The organism is Myxacorys sp. (assembly GCF_059501405.1).
In genome coordinates this window covers 1-15,816 of sequence record NZ_JCACCM010000046.1, presented here as the reverse complement: position 1 = coordinate 15,816, position 15,816 = coordinate 1, and the positions used below count along the sequence as shown (strand labels likewise).

The window sequence follows — 15,816 nt, the reverse complement described above, 5'->3', positions numbered from 1 at the left end:
GTATGGAGTTATTTTTCTTGCGGCTCAACTTGTTCCAGCGCACTCCCTTTCCTGATTTGAGCTATATTTCAAATGCACCACGCGCAACCAAGGCTGGGACGATGAAGAGAATCAAACAGTGGGCAGCACTAGTGTTGATTGGTTTGGCATTGTTTAGCTGGCCGGATTCGGTCAGAGCCGATAACATGACCACTCCTCAACTAGAGGAACAAGTGCTGCAAATTATTCGGGCGCATCCGGAAGTCATTTTAGAATCCGTGCAATCCTATCAAAAACAGCAACAGGATGAACAACGCAAAATACAACAGTCTTTTATACAAAACTTACAACGCAATCCAAAAGCGGTAATTGGAAAATCTCCAACCAAAGGAGCAAAGCAAGGGAAAGCCGTTTTGGTTGAGTTTTCCGATTTTCAGTGCCCCTACTGTGCCTCCGCTTCCAAAACGCTAAGAGAATTTATGGCGAAACATAGCAGTGAAGTGACATTAACCTATAAAAATTTCCCCTTGACGGGTATTCATGATCAGGCGTTGCCTGCCGCTAAGGCAGCCTGGGCAGCTGGGGAGCAAGGAAAGTTTTGGGAGTTTCACGATGCGCTGTTTGATGGTCAGAAGAGAATGGGTGAAGCATTCTACCTGGAGACTGCTAAGAGGTTAGGCTTGGATGTCGATCGGTTTAATCGCGATCGCACAAGTCAAGCCGCTGCTGCCGCGATCGCAACCGATGTTGATCTGGCCGAAAAACTGGGGATCGAAGGCACACCGTTCTTTGTCATGAATGGGCGAACATTCTCTGGGGCAGTCGAGCTATCCGATCTCGAAGCCACGCTTATTTCAACTAAATAAGAGTTTCAACCAAATAAGCTTCACTGACCTAAGACGATGATCATGAAACGACTGACTGCTTTACTGTCTGTTCTACCCGCTTTAGTTCTGTTGCCTGCTCAAGCTCAACCGTCGAAACTTGCTCAAGCCCAACCATCGAAACCTGCTCAAAGCCGGATTTATACGCCCATTCCTCTCACATCGGGGCAGGAGATCAGCGATCGCTTGTCAGAATCTGATATTCCTACAGGCCAAGGAAATTTTGCGCGGGATTACGCAATTCAACTACAAACCGGCGATCAAATTTCGGTGGATTTGGTCTCCAACACCTTTGATACGATCGTGACGTTGATGACCAATCGAGGCTCAACGGTGGCTGAAAATGATGATGGTTTAGATGGCACAACCAATTCACTGTTGTTTACCCGCATCGCGAAAACTGGAGATTACATTATTCGAGTCAAGGCGTTCGGAGAAACGACAGGCGGACCTTTCAAACTGAAACTTACGAAGCTAAGACCAGCCAATTAGAGGGGCGTCTCTCATCGGTTCGTGTACCTCACAAATTCACTCTTAATTAACTAGATTCAGACATTAGAGCATTTCCAGTTTGCGTTGGAACGTGCCTCTGGTGTCTTTATTTAATGGTTTCTTCGGGGATCTGCGGCTCGATGCTTTCCTTAAAGGATGCGCTCGACAGGAACCGCTTAGGGTTTGGTAGAGGGTTTCCTCCAAGACCGCACCATTGGAAGAGAGGGCGCGATCGCAAGGTGGAGTTCGATTAGTTCAGTTTGATCAGTTTATAGCTCAAGTTAATCAAGAACAAACATGAGTCAATATAGCCGACCTAAACAGGTTCTGTGCTTAAGCAATTGGATAGTGATATTCAAGTCAAGCTCGTGAAATGATCGGAAATCTTCTCAAAGCGATTAGCTACAAAGATAGGGCGCGATTCGTTATTGCAAAGCTCTTAGTGATTGTTACCGAGTTGCGCTTTGCAACAATCGCACCCTATTTTGCTGAAATGCCTCAATGACCTGAATGACGCATTATTTCGGCGGTCCGGCGGTAACAACTACGATTTTGTCGGGATGCAGCAGGTCTTGAGCCGCTTGATTGACTTGCGCTTGAGTCACCCCTTCAATTTGTTTCGGATATCGGCGCAACTCTGACACATTCAAACCATAGACTTCATTGAGCAGAATTGCGCTTGCCAAACTATCCGGATTTGCTAGGTCAACCGGATAGCCACTGGTGAGCGATCGCTGGGCAGTCGTCAATTCTGCGTTGCTAATGCCCTGGTTGCGGAATTCGCCTAGCAACTTCAGCGTACTTGCGATCGCTTTGTCAGCATCTTCCGGCGCAGTTTGCATCGACACTAAGAATGGGCCCTGCCGATTCCCCGCTTGGAAGTAGCTGTAGATACCGTAGGTCAAACCTTGGCGATCGCGCACCTCTCCTCCCAAGCGGCTCGACAGCGTATCGCCTCCCAAAATTTGGTTCATCACAGAGGCATTATAGAAACGCGGATCTTGACGATTGATTCCCACGTTTCCAATCAGCGTCACCGATTGAGTTTTACCCGGAATGCCTTGATAGCGACGCACGACCTGAGTCGGTTGGGCAACGCTTGGGAATACCAGAGTAGGGGCTTTACCTTCTACTTTCCAGCCTCCTAGTTCTTGTTGCAATAGCGTCCTTACCTGCGCTGGGTCAAAATCGCCAACCAAGGAAATAATGGTCCTATCAGGACGATAGTGCGATTTGTAAAAGTTCACGACATCCTGACGCGCAATCGCCTTCAAGCTTGCCTCGGTTGGGAAGCTGTGGAAGGGATGATTTTCAGGATAAACCGTTTGCTGAAAGACTTGTCTCGCCACGTATTGTGGGTTGTCCAACTGCACTTTTAAGGCGGTCAGTGCCCGTTGACGGCTCAGTTCCAGTTCTTTGTCTGGAAACGATGCATTTTGCGACACATCTGCCATTGTCTGAATCAAAGTTGGCAGGTTTTCAACTAATGCACTTCCATTCATCAACACGCCTTCACGGTTAGCGCTGATGCTAAAGTTGATCCCGCGATCCTCTAGCGTTTTTGCTAGTGTTAGCGCATCTTTGGTCGTTGTGCCATTGGTTAAATTGTCAGCGGTGAGTTTAGCAAGACCCGCTTTAGCGATCGTATCAAACTCCTGCCCTGCAAATACGTGGGCACTCAAAGATACGGTCGGGGTACTCGAATCTCTGAGCAGCAGCACCCGTAAGCCGTTCGGAAGCACAACTTTCTCAGGCAGAGCTTGAGCAGGTTGGTTGGTCTGTTGGGTCGTCGCGGGGAGATACTTTGCAACTTGAGAGGGATCAACGGGCGGACCAGCGTTAAACTGCTCCGTCGTTTGTCCAGAATTCACCGCGCCGCCTGCTTTTTTGTCGAGCGTACTCGGCTCAAAATAGCCTAACGTTAGCTTCTGAGGTGCAAAATAGGTTTTTGCGACGCGCTCAATATCGGCAACTGTAACCTGGTCGATCGCCGCTAAGAGGCGATCGGTACGACGGTAATCTCCTGTCGTCGTCTGGTCATCGCCTAGCTGAAAGGCTTGGCTAGTGACATCCCGGTTGCGCAGCAGAATGTACGATCGCAACTGAGTTTTCGCACGTTTCAATTCTTCTGGTGTGACTCCCTTGCTACGAATATCGGCGAACACCGCTTCAACCGTCTGACTGAGCTTAGCCAACTCTTGCCCTGGTGTAGCGGTAGCAGAGAGTTGATACCATCCGCCGGAGATCATGTTGGCAGCGTAACCGCTATAGTCGCTGGCAAGTCCGCCTTCGACTAACGTTTGATAGAAACGAGAGCTGCGTCCTTGCGTCAAAATCGAATCGAGAACGTTCAGCGCGGGTACGTCAGGGTGCTTGGCATCGGGTAAGGGGTAAACCGCTTGCATTAAAAAGGCGCTCCCTGGCTCACGCAGCACGATTGGCGATGCAGACTTCTGGGTCGCGTTTAAGTTCGCTCCGTCTGTCTTAAATGCGCTCTGGGGAGTTGGCGCTTCGGCAGCTTTACCGCGATTCGGCACTTTGCCAAACAGTTCTTGAACTGCCTTTAAAGTCGGCTCAGTTTGAAAGTCACCCACGATCAGCAGGGTTGCATTGTTGGGGCTGTAATAATTTTGGTAGTAAGACCGGATTTGCTCGATCGTAAATTTCTCAACATCGGCTTTCGTGCCGCCAACGGGCAAACCGTAGGGAGACGTTGGCATTGCGGCTTTCATCACTGCGCGGCTGAGGCGATAACTTGGGCTATTTTCATAGCCTTGCAACTCAGAAATCACGACACGATTTTCGCTTTTCAGCGCATCTGCGGTCATCAGTGCACCCTGCATTCGATCGGCTTCAAGAGCAAGGAGCGATCGCAGCTTATCGCGCTCCACAGTGCCAAAGTAGGCAGTTTGGTCATAGCTGGTGAACGCGTTGGATTGGCTGCCTAGCGCATTAAACAATCGACCAAACTGAATCGGGCGATCTTTCGTGCCCTTAAACATGAGATGTTCAAGTTGGTGGGCAATGCCATTCACCCCCGGCGCTTCGTTGCGCGACCCAACCCGATACCAAACTTGCACCGTGACAACTGGTGCAGTAGGCACTTCTTTGGTCAGAACAGTCAACCCATTTTGAAGTACGGTTTTGCGGACTGTTGCTGTAGTTGATTCCGTTACGGGAGCTTCAACGGCATTGGCTGCTTGCAATAAGGAAACGTTTCCTGCTAGTAGAACCCCACTGAAACAGAGGGCAAATAGTAAACCAGAGAGACGATATCGTCGTAGAAAAGTCAGAAAAGACATAAGACGATGAAACACCTTTCAAAAGAGGATTGGAATCTTCGATCTGAAGATCCCCGCATAGAGTGCAAATTCCACTGTAGCGCCTACTCAGAGGCTTTAACAGCCGTTCTGCAATTTAACTTTATCCGAAGTTATATGGAAGAGTAGCGATCGCGGATTAAGGAGAATGTTCAATTTGGCAATAGGGACGGCTATAGCTAAGCGGCGATTCTAAAGCATGTCTTTCGAGCAGTTCTGGATCGCTCATCACGCGATGCGTATTGCCATCGTAAACAATTTCTCCTTCGCTAAGAACAATGGTGCGATCGCACAACTCCAACGCTAGATCTAAATCATGAGTGGCAATCAGTTGGGTCAGAGGCAATGAATCTAATAACTCAATTAATCGCCTCCGCGATCGCGGATCGAGTTGAGCAGAGGGTTCATCTAACACCAGCACCTGGGGCTGCATCGCCAGAACCCCGGCGATCGCTACTCGTTTTTTCTCACCTCCAGATAGCCCTGTGGCGTTTCGAGACCCAAAAAGTTCTGGATCAAGCTCTACCGATCGCAAGGCGTGAGCGGCTCGATGTTCTAGTTCTTCACCCCGAATGCCTTGGTTGAGCAACCCGAAGGTCACATCTTCCCAAACCGTTGGCATAAAAATTTGATCGTCGGGATTTTGAAACACTAACCCGACAAAATTGCGAATCTGCTTCAAATTTTGAGGCTCAACCGTCAACTCTCCGACGACCACTTCTCCCACTTGAGGCGAAATTAAACCATTAAAATGCATCAATAGCGTTGATTTCCCTGAGCCGTTTGCGCCCACCAATGCTACTCGCTCAGTTGCTCGAATGGATAAACTAATCGAGTTTAAAGCTTGTGTGCCATCTGTGTAGCGATAGCTGAGGTTATAAATCGTGATCGGATTATGATGCATGAATTACAGATAAATAGCTTGACCAATCAACAAAATAACAATAGTGAGCGTGAGAAGGGCAACATCGAGGCGCGAGGGTTGAGGCATTTTTGCAACGGGAGGCAGCCCTGAATAACCCCGCGCTAACATCGCCTGATGAACGCGATCGCCTCGCTCATACGTTCTTATAAATAAAGATCCAATCATATTTCCAATCACAGTACGCTGCCGCCTCGGATCGCTCATGAGATTACGCGATCGCGCCGCTCTTTGCATAGAATTAAACTCATCCACTAAAACATTAATGTAGCGGTACATAGACGAAAAAATAGCGACTAATAATGGTGGAGTCCTCAGTTCAGCCAACGCATGAAGCAATGCTGTAATCGATGTAGTGAGAATTAGAACGTTTACGGTTAACAGCGATAAAAAGGCTTTTAGGGTAACGCTACCCAAAACCGTAACGCCCTCAGTGGTGATCTGGATCCACCCCCACTGAAACAATACGTCTCCGCCCTGACGAAATAACGTGCCGATTAGCACAACACCCACAAATACTAGTTCGACGGCGACCCGTTTCAACAGAGGCAGCAACGGGACTCGGCTGATCAAAATGAGCAGTGCGATCGAGATCGCATACACTGCCCATGTCCACCACCGCCCATTTGGGGTGAGGGCCGTTGCGAACACAATGAGCAGCGTGCATAAAAGCCGCGATCGCGCCGTTAACCGTGTCCAAATCGTGTTCGTCTGACTTTCGGTTGCGAGGAGGACAGCTCCAAGATGTAAAAGCATTAAGGAATAATCGGTAAGTAAATAGGGCTGGATCGAAGGCAAGTTTTAGAATGGAATTTGTAAGAGCAATCTGTTGGAGTTGCCTAGACAAATTTTTTGGAGTTATTTACGCACTTGTTATGCAAACACGAAGCAGCAGGCACAAGCCTGTGCCAAGACTCCTCTCTGTGATTAACATCTCTGTGATTAGCACCGTTAAAAAAAGCTGATAGAGAACCTTAACGTCCATCAGCTTATCTATTACCTGTCTTGCACATCACTCCCTTCAGACTTGTTCCGAATCAATGCCTTTCCCGCTACCCAAGCTAAACCAAAGGTTGCCAAAGTTCCAACCAATCCCGCGATTGGAGTTGCCACCTGCTCTGGTACACCTCGTAGCGCATACTCATCGAATACCTGATAGAACGGCAGCTTGTGTGCGACGGGTTCTTCCGATGCTTTATTCTCAAAGCCTTGATCTTGCGATACGCGATCGAGACCATCGGGATCTTGGCTCGCAAACGGTGACAGAAATACTGCAATTAGTAGTGCAATTCCCAATCCACTCAGCAGAAACGCACGATTTCTAGTTCTAGAAGCATTACTCATAAGTTAAAGCTTTCCTTTTTTAACGACGGATAAGGCTGTTTTAATGCCGCAAGTCTAACGCGATGAATAAGAACGAGAGGTGTCTGCTACCGCATGGCGAGGCGGATGATACATCAAGTCTGGGCGAGTGCGCCAAATGTAGCTCACGGCTACTACTGTAATCACCGCTTCTCCAATCGCAATCATGAAATGCCAGAACGCCATTGCAGAAATGGCGACATTGAGCGGAACGGTTCCAGAGAAAGCAAGCTGAAAGGCACAAACAATTGACGAAACAAATACACTCGTCCACGCGGCGATCGCTGCCCCAATCAAAACACTCCGCAGCGAATCTCGTCCTAGAGCATACCGAATCGATCTGTAGAGGTAATAGCCGCCAAATGTACCAATCAGCCCCATATTTACAATGTTGGCTCCCAATACCGTCAAGCCACCATCTTGAAACAAAACGCTCTGCACAATAAACACGACTGCCATCACTAGCGATCCTGCCCACGGCCCCAATAAAACCCCTGCCAGCGTACCACCCAGCAAGTGACCCGACGTACCCCCCGGAATCGGGAAGTTAATCATTTGGGCTGCAAAAATAAAGGCAGCACATACACCCATCAGGGGAACGGCTCGTTCTTGATAAGTCGCTTGGACACGCTGAAGACAGATTGCAATCAGTGCGATCGCCAGTATCCAGGTTACTAGAATGATGGGCAAACTCAGAAAGCCATCGGGAATGTGCAGAGCTAACTGAGGTTGGAATAGGGAAACAGTTACGGACATTTAATGAGTTCCTTTGGCTGCGGCTTTATGTAGATGAAGTGTGTTTGTCATAAAGCTCAGTAAAGCTACCTAGGTAGTTGAATTCAATCCCCATGGGGGGCATGGGAGCGGGAATTTAAGTGTGACTTAACGATTGTTGCAAAAGTTTTTACAGTGAACCTAGACGAAATGCCCCTTCATAAGCTAAAGTGAGCAATTGTGAGTTTTGAAGCCTTATTATGAAAGCGCAAGAAATTATTCGCTCAATTGAAGCGGAGCAAATGAAGTCAGATTTGCCGAACATCCAGATCGGCGATACCGTCAAAGTTGGTGTGATCATCCAAGAAGGCGAGAAAGAACGCACTCAGCCTTATGAAGGCGTCGTAATCGCGATGGCAAGCACAGGCATTTCTAAGACTGTTACGGTTCGCAAGACCTTTCAAGGCGTTGGCGTGGAGCGAGTCTTCTTGCTACATTCTCCCCGAATTGAGAGCGTCAAAATCTTGCGTCGCTCCAGAGTGCGTCGGGCAAAGCTCTACTACTTGCGCGATCGCGTCGGAAAAGCAACTCGCTTGAAGCAGCGCTTCGATCGTGCCCTCACCTAAGAAAGAGGGATGAAGGACGCCGCGAGGCAACCCTAACGCGATGAGGGGTGGAAAACTATCAAAACTCACAAGACCCATCCCAATACCTGTTAAACTATATAGAGGATAGCAATCAGAGTTCATTCAGCTTGTGCGCTCTTAGTTCAGTTGGTAGAACGCAGGTCTCCAAAACCTGATGTCGGGGGTTCAAGTCCTCCAGGGCGCGCTGAATACTCTGATTTGTTTTAACCGTTGTATTTTTACGGTATACCACTCATCGGTTGATTCATACCTCAAGGACACACTCCACCCCTTGTACGAGATTGTGTCCTCTTTTAGCTGAGAGCGGTAGATCAGCCTAGAATAGAGATCTCTGATTTCTGTGGATATCTTCCATACAGTCGGAAATTTCTACCAGGCAGATGGCTCAATACCTGAGTATCTGTCGTTACTTGCAATGATGGAGCGCTGAACGCTGTGGCAAAGAAAGAAGAAGCGGCTATCCAAGAGCAAAAAGCTGGATTTAATCCTAGTTCGTTTATTAACGAAACAAAAGAAGAACTCAACAAAGTGGTTTGGCCCAGCCGTCAACAACTCATTAGCGAATCGGTCGCCGTGATTTTGATGGTGACGCTCTCGGCAACGCTGATCTACTTAGTTGACCAGTTGTTCCAATGGGGACAAGTGAAGGTGTTCGGATGACGTTTACCTCAGACGAGACTCAATTTGACGATCGCTCCCCTGAGGGCAACCCAGAAGAGACGGCTGAGCTCGGCAAAGCACGCTGGTATGCTGTCCAGGTTGCTTCAGGCTGCGAGAAGCGCGTCAAAGCCAACCTAGAGCAACGAATCGACACCCTCGACGTTGCCAACCGAATTTTGGAAGTTCAGATTCCTGAAACTCCCATTCTCAAGCATCAGAAAGACGGACGCTCGAAGGAAGGCGCTGAGAAAGTGTTTCCTGGCTATGTTTTAATTCGGATGCTGATGGACGATGAGAGTTGGCAGGTGGTCAAAAACACTCCCAACGTGATCAATTTCGTGGGCGCAGAGCAGAAGCGTCGCTACGGACGCGGGCGCGGTCACGTCAAACCAATGCCCTTGGGACATGCAGAAGTGGAACGCATCTTCAAGCATTCTCAAGAGCAGGAGCCAGTCAGAAAAATTGATCTGGCGGCGGGCGAGAAGATTACAGTGCTTTCAGGTCCGTTTAAGGAATTTGAAGGCGAAGTGATCGAAGTTAGCCCAGAGCGCAGTAAACTCAAGGCGCTGCTTTCGATCTTCGGGCGCGATACGCCTGTGGAATTGGAAGTGAACCAAGTTGAGAAGATCTAATCGATAGAGAGTAACCGATGGCTAAGAAAGTCACCGCCGTGATTAAGCTGGCAATTAATGCTGGCAAAGCAAACCCCGCGCCGCCGATCGGTCCTGCCCTCGGTCAGCACGGGGTCAACATCATGATGTTCTGCAAGGAATATAACGCTAGAACTGCAGATCAAGCAGGGATGGTGGTTCCGGTAGAAATCTCGGTGTATGAAGACCGCAGTTTTACCTTCATTCTGAAAACGCCGCCAGCGTCTAAGCTGATTGCTCAAGCCGCAGGCATTTCAACGGGTTCTGGCGAACCAAACAAGAAGAAAGTGGGCAGTATCAGCCGCGCTCAGCTTGAAGACATCGCTAAAACCAAGTTGCCTGATCTCAATGCTAATGACATTGAGGCGGCGATGAAGATCATTGAAGGAACGGCTCGCAACATGGGTGTCACCGTTAAATAGTTCCGTTAAGTCATCGTTCAGTAATCTAGTGTTCGGGGGAGAGGATTTCCTCGCAATTACCCCAGGAGTAACCTATGGCAAAAGTATCAAAGCGATTGAGAGAATTGCTGGCAAAGGTAGAGGATCGTCCTTATGAACCTTTGGAAGCGTTGAATTTACTGAAAGAAACTGCAACTGCGAAGTTTCCTGAGTCCGCCGAAGCGCACATTCGGTTGGGCATTGATCCAAAATACACCGATCAGCAGCTTAGAACCACGGTGGCACTTCCGAAAGGGACAGGTCAAGACGTCCGGGTTGCCGTCATTGCTCGTGGTGAGAAAGTTGCGGAAGCGACTGGTGCAGGGGCTAATATTGCCGGTTCTGAAGAATTGATCGAACAGATCGGCAAAGGCATGATGGATTTTGATTTGCTGATTGCGACGCCGGACATGATGCCGCAAGTGGCAAAGTTAGGTCGGGTTTTGGGTCCTCGTGGTTTGATGCCGTCTCCGAAAGGCGGTACAGTCACGTTTGATTTACCGCAAGCGATCGCTGAGTTCAAAGCGGGTAAACTCGAATTTCGGGCAGACCGGACTGGCATCGTTCACGTCATGTTTGGTAAAGCTGGGTTCGCTGCCAATGATCTATTGGTCAACCTGAAGGCGCTTCAGGAAACCATCGATCGCAACCGCCCCTCTGGCGCAAAAGGTCGCTACTGGCGTACGATGTATGTATCTTCTACCATGGGTCCGTCGATCCAGGTTGACATCAATACCCTGCGCGATCTTAAAATCGAAGCAGCCTAATTCGTTTCAGAGGCACGATATCGAAGAATTTTGCTCTAACTGAATATTCCAAACCAAAGACAGCGGGCGCTTTAAGCTTAATGTCCTGCCGAGGTTTGATTTCTGGTCTGCCCTGATTGCAGGGGCACATCGAAATTAAGCGACCTCGGTTTACCAAAATCGAGGTTTTTGTTTGGAATGGAAGAGTAATTCAAGTTTGTCTCACAGATCCCAATGTAAGGAGGTGAAATCGAATGGGAAAAACGTTGCAAGACAAGAAAAATGCGGTTGCGGAAATTCAAGAATCGCTTAGCACGGCTCAGTTAATGTTTATCGTTAACTACAGCGGTCTAACAGTTTCTGAAATTTCTGATCTGCGCAACCGTCTACGCCCGAAAGGTGCGGTTTGTACGGTGTCGAAGAACACGCTGATGAATATTGCGATCGCGAACGATGAGCGATGGCAGCCGATTAGCGAAATTCTCAAAGGCGATTCAGCATTTGTGATTGTTCAAGACGATCTTGGGGGTGCAATCAAGGCATACCAAGACTTCCAGAAAGCCGTCAAAAAGACCGAAATGCGCGGCGGCGTCATGGAAGGCAAGTTGCTGAGAGAAGCGGATCTCAAAGCGATCGCAGATCTTCCGTCTAGAGAGCAGCTTATCGCTCAGATTGCAGGCGCGATCAATGGCGTGGCAACGCAACTGGCAGTCGCAATCAACGAAGTTCCGTCCGGCTTGGCGCGAACAATCCAACAAATTTCCGAGAAGGAAGACGCTGCTTAGAGTGGCGCTACAGTCCAATTTCACTCACTATTTTCTAGGAGTTAACTCATGTCTGCTGTTACCGATGAAATCGTTGAAAAGTTGAAGGGTTTGTCCCTTCTAGAAGCTTCTGAACTCGTAAAGCAAATCGAAGAGACCTTTGGCGTGAGTGCGGCGGCTCCGGCTGGCGGTATGATGATGATGGCTCCGGGCGCGGGTGGCGGTGCTGCGGCTGAAGAAGTCGAAGAGAAGACCGAATTCGATGCGATTCTGGAAGAAGTCCCAGCTGATAAGAAGATTGCAATTCTTAAGGTCGTTCGGACGATCACAGGATTGGGTCTGAAGGAAGCGAAAGACCTCGTGGAAGCCGCTCCTAAAGCCATCAAAGAAGGCGCAGCGAAGGCTGAAGCAGAAGATATTAAGAAGCAAATCGAGGAAGCTGGCGGTAAGGTTTCGGTTAAATAAGCCAAACCACCCTACCTTTTCTGATAATTGTTGGAGTCACGATCTAAATCTACGATCGCGGCTCCTTTTTTGTGCAACTTATATTTCTGATGACAGGAAGGTTTGGTGCAATTACTTGAAAGCGAAAACCTGAAATTAGAGAGAGTCCAAGTCGCCCTAACCTCGTTAACCTGAAAGAGTAAGTTAGGAAAAAGCATATGCAAGGCTCCCAGCAGGGTTCTTCTCAGAAGATGTGGCAAAGCGCTGTCGTCGTTTCGATTCTGACCGCGATCGCTGTCAACGCGATATCTAATTTCTTTCCGATTGGCGGACAAAACATCGGGCAGATTTCTAACACGATTCTTGCTCCAGTTTTAGTTACACCTGCAAATTATGCCTTTGCGATTTGGGGCTTAATTTACATTGGGCTAATCGCGTTTGGTATTTATCAAGCATCACCGGCCCAGCGGAACAATCCGCGTCTAGAAAAAGTTCGCGCTCCGATTGTGGCAGCTTGCGTCTTTCAAATGATTTGGGTGTTTGCGTTTACAGCCAAACAGTTTTGGTTATCTGTTGTGCTGATGTTCGGAATTCTTTTGAGCTTAATTGCAGCATATGCATGGAGCCGTTTTGATCGCGTGGCGCGAGACGAGAAGATTTTTAGTCAAATTCCGATCAGCATTTATCTAGGATGGATTAGCGTTGCGTCGATCGTGAACGTTGCATCAGCGTTATATATTTCCGAGTGGAATGGCTGGGGAATTGATCCCGTGGTGTGGACAGGAATCATGTTGGCGATCGCTGCTGCAATTACCGCAACCATCACCTTTCAATTCCACGATGCCGCCTTTGGCTTTGTGATTGTGTGGGCGCTGATTGCGATCGCAGTGCGGCACATAGGTCAACCGGCCCTATCCATCGTCGCGGTTGGACTCGCGATCGCGCTGACGCTACTCATTCTATTTACACAGTACAAATCTAGAAAGATGAGTTAGTCCAACCTTTTATCCGGCTTTGCCGCCGCCCATCAAGTACAGCAATGCCATCCGTACCGCCACGCCACTAGTGACCTGCTGCGAGATCAAACTAAACTCCGGATCATCCATCAGATCCGAACTGATTTCAACGCCGCGATTGACCGGGCCTGGATGCAGCACTTTCACATCAGGCTGAGATAATTTCAGACGATCGCGAGTAATACCAAACTGCTGATGATACTCCCGCAAACTTGGCAACAGATGAGTTGCCATCCGCTCTTTCTGTAAGCGCAATGTCATGACAAAATCGGCATCCGCGATCGCGGGATCAAGCGACCAATGCAGGGATAATTTTCGAGGTAGCGCATCGTCTGCCACAAAATTCGTAAACCACTTTGGAAGTAAGGTTGGTGGCGCAGCGAGATGCACGTCGGCTCCGCTGGCCGTCAAACTCCATATGTTGGAGCGAGCAACCCGCGAATGCAGAATGTCCCCAACGATCGCAATTTTTTTATTCTGTAAAAGCTCTAACCGAGGATTATTTGGATCGAGCAACGAACAGATGGTAAACAAGTCGAGCAATCCTTGCGATGGATGTTCATGCTGCCCATCGCCTGCGTTGAGAACTCCGACCTTCACCCCCAAGCGATCCATTTCATCTGCGATCGCTTGCGGCACTCCCGCTTCTTTATGGCGAATGACCATCATATCGGTTCCCATCGCCAGGTAAGTTTTTGCCGTGTCGAGAATCGTTTCTCCCTTTGTAAGCGATGACGATCCGGGTGCAAAATTTAGCGTATCCGCCGACAAGCGTTTTGCAGCAAGCTCAAAGCTACTGCGTGTCCGAGTGGATGGCTCAAAAAACAGATTCGCCACAACCTGCCCCTGAAGCGTTGGAACCTTTTTTGTCCGGCGAGATAGCACCTCACGAAAACTACTCGCTGTTTGCAGAACAGTGTCGTATTCCTCGGGCGTAAACTCCGCAAGCGACAAAACGTGGTGACGAGTCCAGATCATGAGATTGTAAGGGCAGTGAATTGATGATTCATTGAGATGATTCAAGCTGAATTACTCATAATGAATTATTCACAGTGTAAAACATGAGTGTAAAACATGCCCTTTGACACACAATCAGATTTGCTTGAAATAAATCATTTGAAATAAATGAATTGAGTAAATCAATCAATTGAGCAACGCTTCAACAAGAACAAACATTAAAAAGAACAAAAATTGAAAGCGCAAGTAGATGATTAAACGGAGGAAATAGCGAATTTCGAGTGAATGCGTTATCGCCAGAACACATTGCTCTGAGAAGTAACGTACGGGAAGACTAACGCAAAGCATCCTCCACATAGCAATGCGGTAATTAGTGCTCCAATGATGACACCTTTCACAAATTCAAACCGTCGCCGGGCCGTCAGCCAAACGATCAGGGGACTGATGTGAAGCGCTTGAGAAAAGCCAATTCCATAAGACAGATAAACCAGTGCATTGTGAAGCGCACGAATTGGTGGAGCAACGCCTCCAGGCTGCCAAGCTTCGGGAGAAAAATACCCTTCCATACCTGACAAGCAGACGCTGTAGAACCCCCAAGCAATTAGATTCAATCCAACGGCAGTGAAAATTCCTCGACTGATCGCAGACATTACACCTGCTCCTGCACAGCGTGATTCGCGTCTCGAAGTTCTGAAGGATCAACAAGATGATGTCCTGCGCTACCTTTGTGATAGAACATGTTGTAAGTATCAAACGGAATGATTCGACCATCGGGATGAGCAATGTGAATGCAAGACCGTTTTACAGAACGAACATCAAAATTAAACGGATCGAGAAATTGCATAATCACAACCCGAAACACATTCTCGTATGTAATCCCTGTTGGAACCGGAATTAGGGGTAGACAACACAATAGTTGCTTCAGCGTCGTCGCGGATGAATCGGGAGAATGATTGGTCGAAAACAACTTGAAGATCTGTTTTTTTAATTCTGCGTTCTGTTCATATAGAACCGAGTTTGGCATCACATCGAGAAACGCAGTAGGATCGAGCAATCCTGTTAGAGGAATGACTTGACCTTTCACTTTAAGCGCATAGGCCATGGCTAGACAGTCAGGATGACACGGCACAGGTAAAAGATCTTTTGGCTGAAAGTGAGGACTCTGATCTAAAATAGCCCGGCGAACTTCGGTCAAAGTATAGCGATCGCGCTTCGGCTCAAAATTCTCTAGCCGTCCTGTCGCCTGAATGGGCTGAAAACTGACCCCACGAACGCATCGTTGCTGTAAGGCAAAGTCAATGGTCTTACCAATTTCGTGATCATTCAGTCCTTTTTTAACCGTTGACACCAGCGTTGTGGAGATATTGAACTCGTTGAGATGTGCGATCGCGCGTGCTCTCACCTGCCGCAAGTCTGCGCCCCGCAATTCTCGCAGCGCTTTTTCTTCAAAACTATCGAACTGCAAATAAATCTCGATTCCCGGCATATATTGGCTCAAGCGATCGCAGAACGCTCGATCTTGAGCAATTCGTAGCCCGTTTGTATTGATCATCAGATGCTTGATCGGCTTGCGTTTTGCGATGTCTAGAATCTCAAAAAATTCTGGATGAATCGTGGGTTCGCCGCCGCTAATCTGAACAATATCAGGTTCAACCTCGTTGGCAACGATGTTATCCAGTAGGCGTTCAACGACCTCTAAACTACGGTGACGCCGGGGTTGATTAGTGCTTGAAACCTCTTCTGCTCCAGAATCGGCATAGCAAATTGGGGTCGTGTTCTAGACATGGGGACGAGGATCAGGGAGAATAGGACGACTTGA

The 15,816-nt window shown here is 48.3% G+C and carries 18 protein-coding genes, 1 tRNA gene and 1 other annotated feature; of the genes, 11 read left to right on the top strand and 8 right to left on the bottom strand.

Annotated features, from left to right (window positions below):
- Nucleotides 1-2: 2 nt before the first annotated feature.
- On the top strand, nt 3-845 hold the full coding sequence (locus tag AC5I6P_RS04230; protein WP_495692511.1) for a DsbA family protein: 843 nt from the start codon (nt 3-5) through the stop codon (nt 843-845).
- Nucleotides 846-887: 42 nt separating this feature from the next.
- On the top strand, nt 888-1,355 hold the full coding sequence (locus AC5I6P_RS04225) for a PPC domain-containing protein (RefSeq protein ID WP_495692510.1): 468 nt from the start codon (nt 888-890) through the stop codon (nt 1,353-1,355).
- A 518-nt stretch (nt 1,356-1,873) separates the two neighbouring features.
- Here the strand turns inward: AC5I6P_RS04225 and AC5I6P_RS04220 are convergent.
- The 5 genes from AC5I6P_RS04220 to AC5I6P_RS04200 all read right to left on the bottom strand — a co-directional run bounded on the left by AC5I6P_RS04220 (nt 1,874) and on the right by AC5I6P_RS04200 (nt 7,715).
- Entirely contained in the window at nt 1,874-4,657 is a 2,784-nt protein-coding gene (locus AC5I6P_RS04220; RefSeq protein WP_495692509.1) for a M16 family metallopeptidase, read from the bottom strand.
- A 157-nt stretch (nt 4,658-4,814) separates the two neighbouring features.
- Nucleotides 4,815-5,579, bottom strand: coding sequence for an energy-coupling factor ABC transporter ATP-binding protein (locus AC5I6P_RS04215; protein WP_495692508.1), 765 nt, complete (start codon nt 5,577-5,579; stop codon nt 4,815-4,817).
- Between the two features lie 3 nt (nt 5,580-5,582).
- Nucleotides 5,583-6,353 (bottom strand): cobalt ECF transporter T component CbiQ, encoded by a 771-nt coding sequence (cbiQ, locus tag AC5I6P_RS04210; protein WP_495692507.1) that lies wholly within the window; start codon nt 6,351-6,353, stop codon nt 5,583-5,585.
- A gap of 240 nt (nt 6,354-6,593) precedes the next feature.
- Nucleotides 6,594-6,941, bottom strand: a complete 348-nt coding sequence (locus tag AC5I6P_RS04205) for a PDGLE domain-containing protein (RefSeq protein ID WP_495692506.1) — start codon at nt 6,939-6,941, stop codon at nt 6,594-6,596.
- Between the two features lie 54 nt (nt 6,942-6,995).
- Complete coding sequence (locus AC5I6P_RS04200; RefSeq protein ID WP_495692505.1) at nt 6,996-7,715, bottom strand: energy-coupling factor ABC transporter permease; 720 nt, start codon at nt 7,713-7,715, stop codon at nt 6,996-6,998.
- A gap of 218 nt (nt 7,716-7,933) precedes the next feature.
- Here AC5I6P_RS04200 and rplS point away from each other — a divergent pair, with 218 nt between their 5' ends.
- The 9 genes from rplS (at nt 7,934) to AC5I6P_RS04155 (ending at nt 13,019) form a co-directional block, all read left to right on the top strand.
- Nucleotides 7,934-8,299, top strand: coding sequence for a 50S ribosomal protein L19 (gene rplS, locus AC5I6P_RS04195; RefSeq protein WP_495692504.1), 366 nt, complete (start codon nt 7,934-7,936; stop codon nt 8,297-8,299).
- 132 nt (nt 8,300-8,431) lie between these two features.
- Nucleotides 8,432-8,504: transfer RNA gene (locus tag AC5I6P_RS04190), tRNA-Trp, on the top strand.
- Nucleotides 8,505-8,755: 251 nt separating this feature from the next.
- On the top strand, nt 8,756-8,980 hold the full coding sequence (gene secE, locus AC5I6P_RS04185; RefSeq protein WP_495692503.1) for a preprotein translocase subunit SecE: 225 nt from the start codon (nt 8,756-8,758) through the stop codon (nt 8,978-8,980).
- The gene (gene nusG, locus AC5I6P_RS04180; RefSeq protein ID WP_495692502.1) at nt 8,977-9,612 is read left to right on the top strand and encodes a transcription termination/antitermination protein NusG; all 636 of its coding nucleotides are present in this window, start codon (nt 8,977-8,979) and stop codon (nt 9,610-9,612) included. The genes secE and nusG overlap by 4 nt, the downstream gene beginning before the upstream one ends.
- Before the next feature lie 17 nt (nt 9,613-9,629).
- Entirely contained in the window at nt 9,630-10,052 is a 423-nt protein-coding gene (gene rplK, locus AC5I6P_RS04175) for a 50S ribosomal protein L11 (protein ID WP_495692501.1), read from the top strand.
- Nucleotides 10,053-10,126: 74 nt separating this feature from the next.
- Nucleotides 10,127-10,837 (top strand): 50S ribosomal protein L1, encoded by a 711-nt coding sequence (gene rplA / locus AC5I6P_RS04170; RefSeq protein ID WP_495692500.1) that lies wholly within the window; start codon nt 10,127-10,129, stop codon nt 10,835-10,837.
- Nucleotides 10,838-10,872: 35 nt separating this feature from the next.
- Nucleotides 10,873-11,017: a sequence feature (ribosomal protein L10 leader region), on the top strand.
- Between the two features lie 53 nt (nt 11,018-11,070).
- Nucleotides 11,071-11,601: a 50S ribosomal protein L10 gene (gene rplJ / locus AC5I6P_RS04165; protein WP_495692499.1), complete on the top strand. Its 531-nt coding sequence runs from the start codon at nt 11,071-11,073 to the stop codon at nt 11,599-11,601.
- Between the two features lie 48 nt (nt 11,602-11,649).
- Nucleotides 11,650-12,045, top strand: a complete 396-nt coding sequence (gene rplL / locus AC5I6P_RS04160) for a 50S ribosomal protein L7/L12 (RefSeq protein ID WP_495692498.1) — start codon at nt 11,650-11,652, stop codon at nt 12,043-12,045.
- A gap of 197 nt (nt 12,046-12,242) precedes the next feature.
- Complete coding sequence (locus tag AC5I6P_RS04155; protein ID WP_495692497.1) at nt 12,243-13,019, top strand: TspO/MBR family protein; 777 nt, start codon at nt 12,243-12,245, stop codon at nt 13,017-13,019.
- A 9-nt stretch (nt 13,020-13,028) separates the two neighbouring features.
- Here AC5I6P_RS04155 and AC5I6P_RS04150 read toward each other — a convergent pair whose 3' ends face one another.
- The 3 genes from AC5I6P_RS04150 to AC5I6P_RS04140 all read right to left on the bottom strand — a co-directional run bounded on the left by AC5I6P_RS04150 (nt 13,029) and on the right by AC5I6P_RS04140 (nt 15,762).
- A complete protein-coding gene (locus AC5I6P_RS04150) occupies nt 13,029-14,018 on the bottom strand; it encodes an aspartate carbamoyltransferase catalytic subunit (RefSeq protein ID WP_495692496.1) in 990 nt (329 codons plus the stop codon).
- 269 nt (nt 14,019-14,287) lie between these two features.
- A complete protein-coding gene (locus AC5I6P_RS04145) occupies nt 14,288-14,647 on the bottom strand; it encodes a hypothetical protein (protein WP_495692495.1) in 360 nt (119 codons plus the stop codon).
- A complete protein-coding gene (locus tag AC5I6P_RS04140; RefSeq protein WP_495692544.1) occupies nt 14,647-15,762 on the bottom strand; it encodes a radical SAM protein in 1,116 nt (371 codons plus the stop codon). The genes AC5I6P_RS04145 and AC5I6P_RS04140 overlap by 1 nt, the downstream gene beginning before the upstream one ends.
- Between the last annotated feature and the right edge of the window lie 54 nt (nt 15,763-15,816).